Source organism: Pseudoalteromonas ostreae, assembly GCF_018069805.1.
GTDB classification, from domain to species: domain Bacteria; phylum Pseudomonadota; class Gammaproteobacteria; order Enterobacterales; family Alteromonadaceae; genus Pseudoalteromonas; species Pseudoalteromonas ostreae.
On record NZ_JAGPYN010000004.1, the window covers coordinates 89,683 to 104,985 of the forward strand.

A 15,303-nucleotide genomic window follows, 5' to 3' on the forward strand; every position below is an offset into this window, starting at 1 on the left:
CCTTAACTACACTGTTAAATTAAATGTCACCGGCCCATCATTACATAAACTTACTTGCATATCCGCAGCAAATTGCCCTGTAGCTACGCTTAAACCCATAACTCTAGCTTGGCTAACAAAGTATTCGTATAGCTCATTAGCTTGTGCAGGTGTGGCTGCTGATGAAAAGCTTGGCCGCATGCCTTTTTTAGTATCTGCCGCTAGAGTAAATTGCGATACCACCAATAACTCACCTTGAACATCTTGCAGGCTTAAATTCATTTTGTCGTTTTCATCGCTAAATACGCGGTAATTGCTAACTTTATGTAGCAGCTTATCAGTGCTTTGTTGGTCATCATGCTTTTCAACTCCAAGCAACAATAAAAGTCCCTGCTCAATTTGCCCAATCACCTGGCCATCCACTTCAACTTTTGCGTGTTTTACGCGCTGAATTAATCCTTGCATCTATTCCTCGATAATTTGATACACATAAGATCGGCTGCACGCCGCACTGCCGCTAAATATACATTACTATCAACACCATGCCCAACACCATCTAAAATAAGCAACTGAGCATTGAGTTGCTCGGCTAAATGCTGTACGCCATTAAAACGACACACTAAATCATGCCTGCCATGAATAAACCAAGTAGGAATTTTACTAATTTTTTTATAGTGTTCACCAATGAAGTTATCAGCAATAAAACACTGAGCAGTAAAGTAATGGACCATTAAACGCGCCATATTAAGCCCCAACTGTGGTGAACTTAACCCCCATTGATGTTGCTGTTTACCATGGCTCAATACGTTTTCCCATTGGCACCATAATTTAGCAAAGTGATTTGCATTAATTTGATTATCATCACTTAATTGCCGCCGATAAAACGCAAAAATACTGGCAACATCAGGTAACTCCTGAGAAAAACGCGCATATAATTCAGGATAAAAATGTGCAGCAGCACCATGACGACTATATAACCACTGAAAATCGGCTGAAGTAGCCAAAAATGTGCCTCGTAAAATTAACCCATGTACATGTTGAGTGTGTTCAATGGCATACAGTAAACACAAAGTTGCTCCCCACGAACCTCCGCTTAACACCCACTTTTCTAGCCCTAAGTAAGTGCGTAAATAATCAAGGTCAGCGACCAGTTCAGTGGTTGTATTAGCGCTAGTTAAATGAGGAGTTGATTGCCCACAGCCGCGTTGGCTATATAAAATAATACGATAACGGGTAGGATCAAAGAAACGGCAATTATCAGCATGCAAACCCACGCCGGGCCCGCCATGGCAAATTACCACTGGCAAGCCAGCTGGATCACCGAACTCTTGTACATGAATTTGGTGCCCACTCCCCACACTCAAATGAAAGTCATGGTATGGGGTAATATTTGGATATAACTGCATAATACCGATTCTCCTATCAGCGATGCAGTGAATTACTTATTAGCATCGCCCTCATCAAGGATAATATCGGGTGTATCTTCGATATGTTTAGGGCCAATGCACACTGTAAACTCTGCACCGAGTAACACAACCACCCACGACAAATACACCCACACAAACAAAATTGGAATAGTTGCCACCGCACCATAAATCACTTCGTAAGAAGGAAAATGACTGATATAAAGCGCAAAACCTTTTTTAGTTAATTCAAACAACAAGGCCGCAAATAAAGCACCTGGCACTGCGGCTTTAAAAGGTACGCGAGTATTAGGCACTAAAGTATAGAGCATAATAAAGCCAGCCATAGAAATTAAATAAGGCAGCAACTTTAATAAAAAGCCACTAAAGCCCGGAATACCCTGATCGGCAAATGAGACTAACGACACAATATATGAAGTAACACCAATACTTGCGCCTAATAACAATGGCCCTAAACTCAATACCATCCAATATACCGCGAAAGAAATCATCATTGGTCGTTTGGTTTTAATCCGCCAAATACGATTCAGCGTCGCATCAACATTACGGATCAGTAGCAATGCTATTGCTGCGAGAAAACCAATACCTACAGCGGTCATTTGATTGGCATTACCTGCAAAAGACGTTATATGCTCTTTAATTACATCTGATGAGGTAGGCACAAAGTTAGTAAATAAAAAGTTTTCAATAGCAATACGGGTATCTTCAAAGCCAGGAAAAGCCGAGAAAATAGCCACGCCAACTGCAATTAAAGGAACCAATGAAAGTAAGGTTACATAGGCTAAATAACCAGCATTTACAGTGATTTGGTCGTCAATGCAGCGATTAATATACTGCATCCACCACGTTGGCTGCTGACGTATAAGTACCCTCAACTGCTGTTTATAATGTGCGACCTTTTCATTCATAAAGTTAACTTTCTGCTAAAATAGTTTTGATTATCATAGCAATCCACCACATAATTTACAGCACTAACGGATTTAAAAAGGGATCTCGATGAAAAAACTGACTTTACTCAGCGCACCAATATTGGCCTTATCACTGGCTTTATCTGGCTGCCAATCTGCATATTACTCGGCTATGGAATCAGTTGGTGTGCATAAGCGTGACATTTTAGTGGATCGCGTAGAAGCAACTAAAGAATCTCAAGAAGAGTCTCAAGAGGAATTCCAATCAGCACTTGAACGTTTAACAACATTGATTAACTTTGATGGTGGAGATGTACAAGCAGCCTATGATCAACTCAACGATGACTACGAGTCTAGCCTAGCAGCAGCTAATGACGTTACCAACAACATCAACAAAGTTGAAGATGTAGCTGAAGCATTGTTTGAAGAATGGAGCGAGGAATTAGAACAATATTCTAACCCTTCACTTAAACGTGAAAGCAATAAAAAGCTCACCGCAACCAAACGTGACTTTGATAAACTATTACGCTCAATGCGTAATGCTGAAAGCAAGATGGAGCCGGTACTGTCATCACTGCATGACAATGTTTTATACTTGAAGCATAACCTTAATGCACAAGCTGTATCAGCCATTCAAGGTGAATTCACTAATCTTAAGCGCGACATAAAAGTGTTAATGGATGATATGAACAAGTCGATTGCTGATTCTAATAAATTTATTGAGCAAATGAGTAAAGCAGGCTAAATCAGCTGTGAGTTTGCCTGTCACTTATCAAGAGCGCTAGTTTGCTAGTCGCAGAGTAATCAAAGCCTACATTTATGTAGGCTTTTTTGTTGTTATATCTTGTTACTTTTTAAGTGTTTTTTCATCGGCTATTTTTGCTACAATTCTACCTAATTAGAATTATAAAAACATTAAACAATGAAAATACGTGCAGTTAGTTTAATTATCGCATCAAGTTTATTAGCTGCGTGTAGCACTGCCAATCATGTGCAAAGAATTGCAGGCGCTGATACTGTTGTGCCACTTCATCAAGAGGGTGAACAGGCTGGGCGCTACCACAACCTCTATCCAGGGAAAAAAACCTATCCGATTAGCTGCGAAAGCGATTGTTACCCAAGTAATGCTAACTTGGTATGTGAAACTCCGGGTGAAAACTGCCTCTATCAAGGCGCGCAACTAGCACCACAACTAAATACCGGCTACACAGTACGCTGGCTCGGTCACGCCGGGTTTATGATCAACACTCCTAACGGCCAGCAAGTTGTATTTGACCCAGTAAAAGAGCAATTTGACTCCCCTGTTGATTTAGCTTTTCGGCTTGCTTCTGGGTTTTACCGTAAACCTGGCGATTGGCTTAGCGAAAGCGAGCTTAATAATCTAGACGCAGTAATTTATTCTCATATTCATTACGATCACTTCAATAAAGCAGACATTGAAAGCATCGGTAATAAACCTCGCTACTTAACACCACTTGGTATGGCAGATAACTTTCCTACCGGTGGTTTTAATATCAGCGAAATGGCGTGGTACGCAAACACTGACATTGATGATTTAACCATTCATGCGCTACCTGCACATCATTTTAGCGCCCGCGTGCTGGTACCTTTTATTTATGAAGATCGCGATAAAGATTTATGGAATGGCTGGTTACTTGAGCAAAATGGCAGCACTTTATTTTTTGCAGGCGATACTGGCTACTCCCAACATTTTAAGGATATCCAACAAAAATACGGTGATATTGATATCTGTTTAATGCCGATTGCCTCTTATTACCACGAAGAGAATGGCAACTGGTATCGTTATGTACATACTACTCCTGAGGATGCCTTAACAGCCGCACAGGAGCTTAATTGTAAAGTTATGATACCGTGGGGCTATGGCAACTCAAGTTGGAAGATGGGCGATCACAGCAGCCATTCTGCATTGCTGCGCTTATTGCATATGTATGATGAGATGAAGTCACAAATCCCGCTGTATATTTTAAATGAAGGGCAAAGTGCGCAATTGTAGTAATTAACAGGCTTTGAGTACTCGACAATATTAAGCCCTCTCTTTTACTTCTCATTCTCTTCTCCTTGTGCAAAAGATCTTTAAGTAAATTATTCACAAAGAGGTTAAGAGGCGTTGCGCTTTAGGGAAAAGTTATTTCAGGGATAGATTCTGTTGCAAGGTTTTTCAAAGTCTAGCGCCTTTCGCCTAACAATTATTACTAACACCAAACTATCCAACTGCACTGTTCTAATCTGACCGCTTCACGCTTACAGCTCCTATTTCACCCACTAAAAAGCCGCTGTATTTTTGCAATACAGCGGCTTTTAAAAAAATCACTTTATTTAAATAAGGTGATTATGCTTTAGGTGCACGACCCGCACGTTTACGCTCATTTTCAGTTAAATGACGTTTACGAATACGAATGTTCTCTGGTGTAACTTCTACTAGTTCATCATCAGCAATAAACTCAAGCGCTTGCTCAAGTGAATAGTTAAGTGCTGGTGTTAGTGTTTGTGCTTCATCTGTACCAGATGCACGAACGTTAGTAAGTTGCTTACCTTTAAGTGCATTAACTGTAAGGTCGTTATCACGGCTATGAATACCGATAACCATTCCTTCGTATACTTCAACACCGTGACCGATAAATAAACGGCCGCGCTCTTGTAAGTTAAATAATGCGTTAGTTAGTGCTTTACCAGTCGCGTTTGCAATCATTACGCCGTTCTTACGAACACCTAGCTCGCCACCTTTGTGCGGACCGTAGTGATCGAACGTATGGTAAAGTAAACCAGAACCAGATGTTAACGTCATGAACTCAGTTTGGAAACCGATTAAACCACGGCTAGGGATCATAAAGTCCAAACGCATACGGCCTTTACCATCTGGGGCCATATCAGTAAGTTCACCTTTACGAAGACCAATTTGCTCCATGATAGAACCCTGATGTTCTTCTTGACAGTCAATTGTTAGTGTTTCATACGGTTCTTCTAACACACCATCAACAGTACGTAAGATTACTTCTGGACGAGATACAGCAAGCTCGTAACCTTCACGACGCATGTTCTCGATTAAGATACCAAGATGTAATTCACCACGACCCGATACACGAAAGCTATCTGGGTTATCTGTATCAGCAACACGAAGTGCTACGTTGTGTACTAATTCTTTGTCTAAACGCTCACGGATATTACGTGATGTTACAAACTTACCTTCTTTACCACAGAAAGGTGAGTTATTTACAGAGAACGTCATTGTTACAGTTGGCTCATCAACACTTAGTGGTGGTAATGCTTCAACGTTGCTAGGGAAACAAACTGTATCAGAAATCTTAAGCTCACCAATACCTGTTACTGTTACGATGTTACCGGCATAAGCTTTATCAGTTTCGATACGCTCAAGACCTAAGTAGCTTTGTACTGCACCAATTTTACCGTTACGTTTAGAGCCGTCAGCGCCAATGATAGTAACTTGTTGGTTAGGAGCAACAGAACCACGCTTGATACGACCTATACCGATTACACCAACATATGAGTTATAATCAAGTTGCGAGATCTGCATTTGGAAGTCACCTTCAGGATCTGCATCCGGTGGTGATACTTCGTCAACGATCATCTTGAACATAGGTTCCATGTTTTCTGATGGCTCGTCTAAATCTAATGTTGCCCAGCCGTTGATTGCTGATGCGTAGATTACTTTAAAATCTAACTGTTCATCAGTTGCGCCTAGGTTGTCGAATAAATCAAAGATTTGATCCATAACCCAATCAGGACGCGCACCTGGCTTATCAATTTTATTGATAACAACGATTGGCTTTAAGCCTTGCGCGAATGCTTTTTGCGTAACAAAACGCGTTTGTGGCATTGGACCTTCTTGAGCATCAACAAGTAGTAATACTGAGTCAGCCATCGAAAGTACGCGTTCAACTTCACCGCCAAAGTCCGCGTGTCCAGGGGTATCTACGATATTGATATGGTAGTCATTCCATGAAATGGCTGTGTTTTTAGCCAAAATGGTAATACCACGTTCTTTCTCAATGTCGTTTGAGTCCATCACGCGCTCTTCGTTACCGCCGCGTGTTTCTAATGTACCTGATTGCTCAAGTAGTTTGTCAACCAGTGTTGTTTTACCGTGGTCAACGTGCGCGATAATCGCTATATTTCTTAACTTTTCGATGCTCATATTTTTACTCAGAGAAATTAAATTCTCAATGATCCTGCAAGATCTACGCACTCATCTGCGTTTTCACGAGATGTCCCAGCATAGGATTTAAAAGGGCGCATATTATCCCTTATTAATGACATGGATGAAAGTTTATCCAATATATATTTCAAAACTTTCTTCATACTTCTAATAAGTATATGTTTTATATATGACATTTTCATTAATTTAATTTTTCAATTTGCCACTATTTTGCTCATACCTAGCTATAATTGTTATTATTTGGCAGTATTTGCAAAGTAAGTTAACAAAATAGTAGTGTTCGTTATATGTACAGCTTGTTCGTAAATAGCATTCACTTAATGCATGCACCAAAATGATCTCGCCACGCTCCATCTTGGTGCAATAATACCGAAAGATAGCAACCAACAGCACATTTAAACGATTAAAAACAAAGGATTAAAAATATGGCATGGAAGCCGCTTACTAGAAAGCAAAAGCAATTATGCAGCAAAAATAAAACCCAACAGTTGGAGGACACATGTCACAATCGGTTTTAGATTTTATTAAAGAAAATGACGTTAAGTTCGTTGATTTACGCTTTACTGATACCAAAGGTAAAGAGCAACATGTTTCTATTCCTCATCATCAAGTAGATGAAGATTTCTTTGAAGACGGCAAAATGTTTGACGGTTCTTCAATTGCTGGTTGGAAAGGCATTAACGAATCAGACATGGTATTACTACCGGTTGCTGAATCAGCTAAATTAGACCCTTTTACAGAAGAAGCAACTTTAATCTTGCGTTGTGACGTGGTTGAGCCTAGTACATTACAAGGTTATGAGCGCGATCCGCGTTCTGTTGCTAAACGCGCTGAAGAGTACATGCGTTCTACGGGTATCGCGGACACAGTTTTATTTGGCCCTGAGCCTGAATTCTTTGTATTTGATGATGTTAAATACAAAACTGACATGTCAGGTTCTATGTATAAAATTGATTCTAAGCAAGCTGCTTGGAACTCAGATAAAGAGTATGCAGATGGCAACACAGGCCACCGTCCAGGTGTTAAAGGCGGTTACTTCCCAGTTGCACCTGTTGATGATTTTCAGGATTGGCGTTCTGCAACATGTTTAGTTCTTGAAGAGCTAGGGCAAGTTGTTGAAGCACATCACCACGAAGTGGCGACTGCAGGTCAAAACGAAATCGCAACTCGCTTTAACACTATGGTTTTAAAAGCGGACGAAATCCAAGAAATGAAATATGTTATTCACAACATGGCTCATTTATACGGAAAGACAGCAACCTTTATGCCTAAGCCTGTTGTTGGCGATAACGGTTCAGGTATGCACTGTCACCAGTCTTTAGCTAAAGACGGCGTAAACTTATTCGCAGGTGATAAGTACGGCGGTCTTTCTGAAGACGCGCTTTACTACATTGGTGGTATCATCAAACATGCTAAAGCAATCAACGCTTTTGCTAACGCGTCAACTAACTCATACAAACGTTTAGTTCCAGGATTTGAAGCGCCAGTAATGCTTGCATACTCTGCACGTAACCGTTCTGCTTCTATTCGTATCCCAGTGGTTCCATCTGCAAAAGGTCGTCGTATTGAAGTACGCTTCCCAGATCCAACGGCTAACCCTTATTTAGCATTCTCAGCAATGTTAATGGCAGGCCTTGACGGTATCAAGAACAAGATCCACCCAGGCGATGCAATGGATAAAGATTTATACGACTTACCAGCTGAAGAAGCAGCTGAAATTCCAACAGTTGCATCTTCATTAAGTGAAGCACTAGCCGCACTTGATGCAGACCGTGAGTTCTTAAATCAAGGTAGTGTATTCACTAATGATTTAATTGATGCTTACATTGCACTTAAGTCCAAAGAAGTTGAAAAACTTAACATGACAACTCACCCAGTTGAGTTCGAGATGTACTACAGCTGTTAATCGCACTGTAGAAAAATTATCTATAGGATAATATATGTGTGTTCTCAAGGCCCGTTCTGCGGGCTTTTTTTATGGCTAATTTCCCCATTCTCCACTAAAGTTTAATTAGTGCAAAAAATGCAAGGTGGAAAGGTGGTAAAGTGAAAAATACGCTTTTATTACTAGTAACTCTAATTTTAATCAGCTTTCATGGCTATTCTGGCGATAAAAAAATTTATTCATGGAAAGATAAAAATGGTGTATCCGTATTTTCAGATACTCCTAAACCTGGTGCGCAAGAAATCAAGCTCACCAATCAAAGTTTGTCTATGCCGACTGTTGATACAAGCATTTTAGATGTACAGCAACCAACGACTGTAAAAAGCTATGAAGCAGTTATTTCTTCCCCTGCCGATCAAGACACGGTTCGTGAAAATACCGGCTCAGTGTATGTAACTAGCCGTATTACACCTCGCTTTGAGAATGGTTTTAAAATTCAACTACTGGTTGATGGTGCACCCTACGCAGCTCCTAGCAATATCAGTACTTTTGCTCTGCGCGAGGTAAACCGTGGCGAACACACATTGCAACTGAAGTTATTTGATCCACAAGGCACTGTTGTTTCCGTGAGTCCAGTAAGCACATTTTATATGCACAGAGCATCGTCTTTATAAAAACCATGTATTTCTATCAAAGATCATAATTTACTAAAAATATTTATGCTAAGCTGCTAACAATCATCAACGCACTAAAATGGTGCAATCATGCTCGATAATAAAAATTTTAACTCTGAACTACTCACTAGCATTTGGCAAAACCTGTCAACAGCAGTGATCTTACTTGATCAAAAATTCACCCTTGCTTACGCTAATAATAGCGCCAGTGAATTATTAGGGTTAGGTCCTAAGCGGATTCTCAATCAACCGCTTGACAGTCTTTTTAACTACCATTCCATTGACCTTAAACGCATTGCACAATACTCTTTGGTAGATGGTGTAGATTGCCACCAGCATAGAGCTGACGTGGTTTTTGTTGATTCTCGTCATGCCAAACTGGCAATTAGTTCACGTCGCGTAAAGTTACAAAATGAGTATTTTATCTTATTCGAGTGTCGCCAAACCGATGATGAAATTCGCCACGATCAAGCTTCTAATCAAATGCATCAATATCAAGCTGCTCGTAACCTAATTCGCGGACTTGCCCATGAAATTAAAAATCCTTTAGGTGGAATTCGCGGAGCGGCGCAATTATTGCAGTATGAGGTTGATCAGCAAGAACGGGATGAGTGTGCAGAACTGATCATTGAGCAAGCCGACCGCTTACGAGAGCTGGTAGACAGATTGCTAGGGCCGAATCAATTACCGCAAAAATCATACGGTAATATTCACCAAACCTTAGAGTCTGTAATTAAGCTCAGTACATTAGATAATTGCGCCAATATTAGTTTGGAAAAAGATTACGATCCAAGTATTCCGGATGTATTTATTGACCAAGGTAAAATTCAGCAAGTGGTTCTTAATATCGTTCGAAATGCACAACAAGCGTTAGTCTATGGTGGCGTGATAAAAATTAAAACACGCATCAATCATCAACAACGTCGCCCCGGCAAAGCCCCTAAAAAGGCACTGCTGATCCAAATTTCAGATGACGGACCAGGTATCGATTCCAGCATCAAAGAGACATTATTTTACCCGATGATCACTAACAAAGAAGGTGGTTCTGGCTTAGGTCTCTCTATTGCACAAACCTTGATCGATCAACACAATGGTTATATCGAATGCGATAGCTGGCCAGGTCATACAGAGTTTAATATATATCTGCCTTTTGCGGATTAATCAGTTTTTGGAGTTGGCATGAAAACAGTTTGGCTGGTTGATGACGATGCATCTATTCGCTTTGTACTTGAAAAAGCACTAACTCGCGCAGGGTTTAATGCTGAAAGTTTTTCTAATGCACAAGACGTGCTGTCAGCATTAAAGTTTAGCCAACCAACCGTGCTAGTCTCTGATGTAAGAATGCCTGGTATGGATGGCATGGCGTTGCTTGAGCTTATTGCAGAGCAAAATCCGGGCTTGCCGGTGATCATCATGACTGCGCATTCAGATTTAGATTCAGCGGTGAATGCGTTTCAAAAAGGCGCATTTGAATACCTAGCCAAACCATTTGATTTAAATGAAGCCGTTGCGTTAGTAGAAAGCGCGTGCCGCGCTAACTCAACTAAAAAAGTAAAACGTAAACCTGCACCACCTAAGAGTGCCCATATCATTGGCGAAGCACCAGCCATGCAGGAGGTATTTCGGGCAATAGGTAAGCTGTCAGCATCAAGTATGAGCGTACTTATCAATGGTGAATCTGGTACCGGTAAAGAACTGGTAGCCAGTGCCTTACATAACCACAGCCCACGCAAAGAAAACCAATTTATTGCCTTGAACATGGCCGCTATTCCAAAAGAACTGGTTGAATCAGAGCTATTTGGCCATGAAAAAGGCGCTTTTACTGGTGCTGATAGCGTACGTAAAGGTCGCTTTGAGCAAGCCAATGGCGGTACGCTATTCTTAGATGAGATTGGTGATATGCCGCTGGATGTACAAACCCGTTTATTACGTGTTTTAGCTGATGGAGAGTTTTACCGTGTTGGTGGTTACCAAAGCATTAAAGTTGATGTGCGGATCATTGCCGCGACTCACCAAAACCTTGAAGACTTAGTAAAACAAGGCAAGTTCAGAGACGATTTATTTCATCGCTTAAATGTTGTGCGTCTGCGCCTACCTGCACTGCGTGAACGTACCGAAGACATTGAACGCTTAGCACAACATTTTTTACATAAAAGCGCCAAAGACTTACAAGTTGAAAGCAAAATTCTCAGCTCAAAAGCCATCGACTTACTACGCTTGTTCAACTGGCCTGGCAATGTTCGTCAACTAGAGAACACCTGCCGCTGGCTTACCGTTATGGCTCCCGGCGAGCTTGTGAGTGAGCAAGACTTACCTCCAGAGATCTTAGCAATTGACGAGACTCAACAAGAAGGTGACTGGCTCGATGCATTTCAGCAATGGCTGAATATAGAGCTTAAACAAGGCAAAGAAAACATCTGGCCTAATATACAAGCGCAATTAGAAACCCGCCTAATTAAAACCGCATTGGCAAACTGCGCTGGTCACAAACAAGAAGCGGCGGTTAAAATTGGCTGGGGGCGCAACACATTGACCCGTAAATTAAAAGAGCGCAATATCAGCTAACATCCCATGCTCAAACAAAGGAAAATAAGTTGAAGTTAATCGAGCATATTCCATTAATAAAGCAGATGACGATACTCAATAGGCTGAGTTTTTTTAGAGAGTTCAGCCTCAATGAGCGCCAAGTATTGCTGGAGTCATTCAGTCACTTATACTTGATAAATAAAGACCGTTTTGTATTTAAACAATTTGATAACGACAAACAACTGTATATCGTGCTCAGCGGCGCTATTGTGGTATTTAAACATAGTCATTTAATGGATTTAGGCACCATTGAACCCGGCGAATTTATTGGTGAAGGAGCATTTATTAACAATCGCGAGCGTACCACTAGTGCTCGCGCTAAAAGCGATACTATAGTGTTAGCAATAACACCTGAAGCACTGACTCGTTTACCCAATGTGATCCGCGAAAAAATTAAAGACCGTATTATCGAAGGTATGAGCGAACGTATTGCAAAGCTTAATCACTATATTGAGTCACAAGGCTGAGCGCATTTTGGTAAATAGCCATTGTGTAGACTGTAGTGATATATTCAATAGGAAGACCTCTCTCAGTAACTGATATAAATGCTCACTACTTTCGATGGCTTGTTCTTTATGCATTGACTTTGCTTCATGCCAATAAGAGAAACAATGATTACGAATCAGATAGCGCTCACCATCAACAATTCGAGATACCACTAAGTTATTCACAAATGCCGCACTTGGGTGTTGATGGCTATAAAAATGTGCAATTTCACAATCACTTTCAAAAAACTCTGCGAGCTCAACGCGGTATAAAAATTTTTCCTCGGGCTGTTGCTGATGAACAGTAATAATATTGCCATCACGAACAATACAATATTTATTTAAACCATCAATAACAATACCACTTTGATCAATCGCTAAAGGCACTATCGGTGTACTCACGCCAAAACCCACATCCACTAAATATTTTTTTCCCTCAAGTGTTAAGAGCGTCAACCGATGTGAACGTGGATTGTCGTGCTGGCCATTTAGCATTACTCGTGCAATCAGTATTTCTACATCAAAACCTAATGCCTGCAAAGCGAGGTAAAAAATTTTGTTATGTTCAAAGCAATAGCCTCCTTGCTGTTCAGTAATTAAGCGTTTAAATAATTGCTCTGGGTCATTACTTAAAAACAGATTTTGCAATGCATTAACACTGCTAAAGCTATATTTAGCCACGTGGAGTGCCTGCAGACGAGCAACTAAATGTAAATCCTTATTCGCCTGTTCAAGGCTACACTGCAAAGTGGTTAAATAGTTTTTGATATAAGCGTGCATAAAGCGTCCATGTAATTAGTTTGATAATTTATGCACAGCCTAAAACCTCAAGTTAAGTTAAGGTAAAGCGTTTATTATAAAAATTAATCCATATACACAACTTGTAGCGAGCAGTTTAACCATTGCGGCCCTGCAATGTGTGCGTTATAGCGAAATGTGTCTGAGGGCTTTTCCCCAAAAGGAGTAGCAACCAAAGGGCTTAAATGCGTGTATGACTGCGAAGTATCTCTATAATTGATGACTAAATAATTTTCATAACGCTGCCAAACTAACTGAGCGCGGGCACCATTTAGTAAAGCAAATTCAACCAAGTTATCAACAAATCTAACTTTGAGACCATTGTAACGATCTTCAACGCAACCAGTAGTTCGCATTTGTTCTGGCACATCAAAACCTAGCTCTATTTGCTCACCACGCAAGTAAAAGCCAATATTGCCATTGCTATAATGATGATTTGCTGCCGACGCATAGTGTATCTGTGGCTGATAGCCCATTGCTTGCATAATATCAGCAAGCTGCTCGGTTTCAGCTGTAAGTAGCTTATCTTCGGAAGTTAACAGTGTCGCAGCGGCAAACTCTTTGGGTATCGGTAATTGAATAAACTGATACGGTAATGGTTGTTGCTGTAAGCGTATTGTTAGCTGTTGTTTTTCTAGCTCTGTTAACGCTTGCGTGTATACATATATTGTTGGTTGTTGGCACGCAGTTAGTAATAACAACATGCAGATTAAAATTCCATTTCGCATAACACCTCCAAATGATTACAAATGTAGTCTATTAGAGGTGCCCTATTATAGCAACTTAATTTATTTGGCTATTTAACCAAACATCAACGCTTTGTTTAGTGTATAGCACGTCTTTAAATAAACGATGACGTTGAAACTCCAGCAAACGCTCGCGGTTATTATCACCACTGAGTAATTGACTGTGATTATCATTAAACTTAGAAATTACCGAAAAACCTTTTTGCGTACTATGCGGCTGTTGTTTTACCTGTTGAGTTAGGTGCGCTCTGACATCATCAGCTGTTAACATATCTGAGTTATTTAAACCCATTAACTCTTTTCTCATTGCTAATCTTACGCCCATCTTCTACTCCATTTTTCAGTGCATGAGCACTTAACTTACTGCATCTAGCGGTTATTAATTTTCACCATTTATGGCAAATAACAGGCCAGATTTTACAAGGGCAGCTTACACCGCAATTACTGCAGTTTTTTTAAAGCCAGTCAAAAATACCAAAAAGTTATCGGTTATTTGTATTGAAAGTCTCGCAGAGATTAGATGGCTTGATGCAAAAGCCGCGCATAGCCTTTATACTACAAGCTATGCCCTACCTTAATGAGATCAAACATGAACGACGAATACATTGAAATTGAATTAGAAGAAGAACCGATTGAGTTATGTAAACTTTTAAAAGTTCTTGATTTAGTTGAAGGTGGCGGCCAAGCAAAAAACCTCATTACTGAGGGTTATGTGGGTGTTAACCATGAAATTTGTACAATCAAACGGAAAAAATTATACAGTGGTGATGTACTTGAATTTGATGGTGAGCTATTTAAGTTAACCCTAAGTGAAGATGCAACGCCTGTGCAACGTGCTGTGGAAAATACTCAATCTGAGAGTGTAAAAAGCCCTACACAAGAAACACCAGCGGCACCTAAAAACAAACGTAAACGTACTAAAAAGCCGAAAGTAGATGAAAAAACGGGCCGTCGTCCAATTTCATTTGGTTAATCACCTGCATAACTTGTAAAACACTTTGGGGTCGTCTTTAATTATTTTCTAAATAATTACAAATAGAAAGCATTTTATGACGACTTCAACAGCCCCTAGTTGGCTCAAAAGTATTGCTTGGGCCACATTAGTTTGGAATTTACTTGGGGTAATTGCATTTATTATGCAACTGCTGATGACTCCTGAGATGATTAGTAAACTTCCGGCAGATCAACAAGCTGCATATTCAAATACCCCTTTATGGTCTACCTTAGCATTTGCTGTAGCCGTTTTTTCTGGCACCTTAGGCTGTGTTTTCTTATTGCTTAAAAATGCCATTGCGCAAGTGTGTTTTACGTTGTCTTTAATCGCGATTTTTATCCAGCAGTTTTATAATTTCATCGTCATTAACAGTATTGAATTACTCGGTGCGAGTGCTGTATTTATGCCACTGCTGGTGATCATCATCGCGGTTTTATTGTTACAACTTAGCCATCGTGGCAAACAACAAGGCTGGCTGAGATAAAACATCACTGCAAGCTTGCGTTGCTTTGATTGATTTTACTACCCATGCCTTGAAATATAAATTTTCAGTATCATATACACTCTGTTATCTGTATTAAAATTGCGCAAAAACACACTGGTATATACTTTGCATTTTAATTCTTCAA

16 protein-coding genes are annotated in these 15,303 nt (G+C 40.2%); 9 read left to right on the forward strand and 7 right to left on the reverse strand.

All coding sequences use genetic code 11. The annotated features are described in order from the left end of the window. Window positions 1–6: 6 nt before the first annotated feature. Genes dtd through J7338_RS04345 form a run of 3 tightly spaced genes read right to left on the reverse strand, consistent with a single transcriptional unit; the run spans window position 7 to window position 2,311 of the window. Window positions 7–444: a D-aminoacyl-tRNA deacylase gene (gene dtd / locus J7338_RS04335; protein ID WP_210795918.1), complete on the reverse strand. Its 438-nt coding sequence runs from the start codon at window positions 442–444 to the stop codon at window positions 7–9. Continuing rightward, window positions 432–1,385, reverse strand: a complete 954-nt coding sequence (locus tag J7338_RS04340) for an alpha/beta fold hydrolase (RefSeq protein WP_210795919.1) — start codon at window positions 1,383–1,385, stop codon at window positions 432–434. Before J7338_RS04340 ends, dtd begins: the two co-directional genes overlap by 13 nt. A gap of 32 nt (window positions 1,386–1,417) precedes the next feature. Then, window positions 1,418–2,311, reverse strand: coding sequence for a virulence factor BrkB family protein (locus J7338_RS04345; RefSeq protein ID WP_210795920.1), 894 nt, complete (start codon window positions 2,309–2,311; stop codon window positions 1,418–1,420). An 88-nt stretch (window positions 2,312–2,399) separates the two neighbouring features. On the opposite strand from J7338_RS04345, the gene J7338_RS04350 reads away from it, so the two are divergent. After that, on the forward strand, window positions 2,400–3,056 hold the full coding sequence (locus J7338_RS04350) for a DUF2959 domain-containing protein (RefSeq protein WP_210795921.1): 657 nt from the start codon (window positions 2,400–2,402) through the stop codon (window positions 3,054–3,056). 177 nt (window positions 3,057–3,233) lie between these two features. After that, window positions 3,234–4,325, forward strand: a complete 1,092-nt coding sequence (locus J7338_RS04355; protein WP_210795922.1) for an MBL fold metallo-hydrolase — start codon at window positions 3,234–3,236, stop codon at window positions 4,323–4,325. A 336-nt stretch (window positions 4,326–4,661) separates the two neighbouring features. Here J7338_RS04355 and typA read toward each other — a convergent pair whose 3' ends face one another. Continuing rightward, a complete protein-coding gene (gene typA, locus J7338_RS04360; RefSeq protein WP_210795923.1) occupies window positions 4,662–6,485 on the reverse strand; it encodes a translational GTPase TypA in 1,824 nt (607 codons plus the stop codon). Window positions 6,486–7,005: 520 nt separating this feature from the next. On the opposite strand from typA, the gene glnA reads away from it, so the two are divergent. The 5 genes from glnA to J7338_RS04385 all read left to right on the forward strand — a co-directional run bounded on the left by glnA (window position 7,006) and on the right by J7338_RS04385 (window position 12,118). Continuing rightward, complete coding sequence (gene glnA, locus J7338_RS04365; RefSeq protein WP_210795924.1) at window positions 7,006–8,412, forward strand: glutamate--ammonia ligase; 1,407 nt, start codon at window positions 7,006–7,008, stop codon at window positions 8,410–8,412. A 140-nt stretch (window positions 8,413–8,552) separates the two neighbouring features. Beyond that, a complete protein-coding gene (locus J7338_RS04370) occupies window positions 8,553–9,065 on the forward strand; it encodes a DUF4124 domain-containing protein (RefSeq protein WP_210795925.1) in 513 nt (170 codons plus the stop codon). Between the two features lie 90 nt (window positions 9,066–9,155). Then, window positions 9,156–10,226 (forward strand): nitrogen regulation protein NR(II), encoded by a 1,071-nt coding sequence (glnL, locus tag J7338_RS04375; protein WP_210795926.1) that lies wholly within the window; start codon window positions 9,156–9,158, stop codon window positions 10,224–10,226. Between the two features lie 18 nt (window positions 10,227–10,244). Beyond that, entirely contained in the window at window positions 10,245–11,630 is a 1,386-nt protein-coding gene (gene ntrC / locus J7338_RS04380; protein WP_210795927.1) for a nitrogen regulation protein NR(I), read from the forward strand. 29 nt (window positions 11,631–11,659) lie between these two features. Further along, window positions 11,660–12,118 (forward strand): Crp/Fnr family transcriptional regulator, encoded by a 459-nt coding sequence (locus tag J7338_RS04385; RefSeq protein ID WP_210795928.1) that lies wholly within the window; start codon window positions 11,660–11,662, stop codon window positions 12,116–12,118. On the opposite strand, the gene J7338_RS04390 is transcribed toward J7338_RS04385, so the two are convergent. The 3 genes from J7338_RS04390 to J7338_RS04400 all read right to left on the reverse strand — a co-directional run bounded on the left by J7338_RS04390 (window position 12,107) and on the right by J7338_RS04400 (window position 14,005). After that, on the reverse strand, window positions 12,107–12,916 hold the full coding sequence (locus tag J7338_RS04390; protein WP_210795929.1) for an arylamine N-acetyltransferase family protein: 810 nt from the start codon (window positions 12,914–12,916) through the stop codon (window positions 12,107–12,109). The genes J7338_RS04385 and J7338_RS04390 overlap by 12 nt on opposite strands. Before the next feature lie 83 nt (window positions 12,917–12,999). Further along, on the reverse strand, window positions 13,000–13,662 hold the full coding sequence (locus J7338_RS04395; protein ID WP_210795930.1) for a hypothetical protein: 663 nt from the start codon (window positions 13,660–13,662) through the stop codon (window positions 13,000–13,002). Window positions 13,663–13,717: 55 nt separating this feature from the next. Continuing rightward, window positions 13,718–14,005, reverse strand: coding sequence for a hypothetical protein (locus tag J7338_RS04400; protein ID WP_210795931.1), 288 nt, complete (start codon window positions 14,003–14,005; stop codon window positions 13,718–13,720). A gap of 264 nt (window positions 14,006–14,269) precedes the next feature. On the opposite strand from J7338_RS04400, the gene J7338_RS04405 reads away from it, so the two are divergent. Continuing rightward, entirely contained in the window at window positions 14,270–14,653 is a 384-nt protein-coding gene (locus J7338_RS04405; RefSeq protein WP_210795932.1) for an RNA-binding S4 domain-containing protein, read from the forward strand. Between the two features lie 76 nt (window positions 14,654–14,729). Further along, on the forward strand, window positions 14,730–15,158 hold the full coding sequence (locus J7338_RS04410) for a hypothetical protein (protein ID WP_210795933.1): 429 nt from the start codon (window positions 14,730–14,732) through the stop codon (window positions 15,156–15,158). Window positions 15,159–15,303 lie beyond the last annotated feature (145 nt).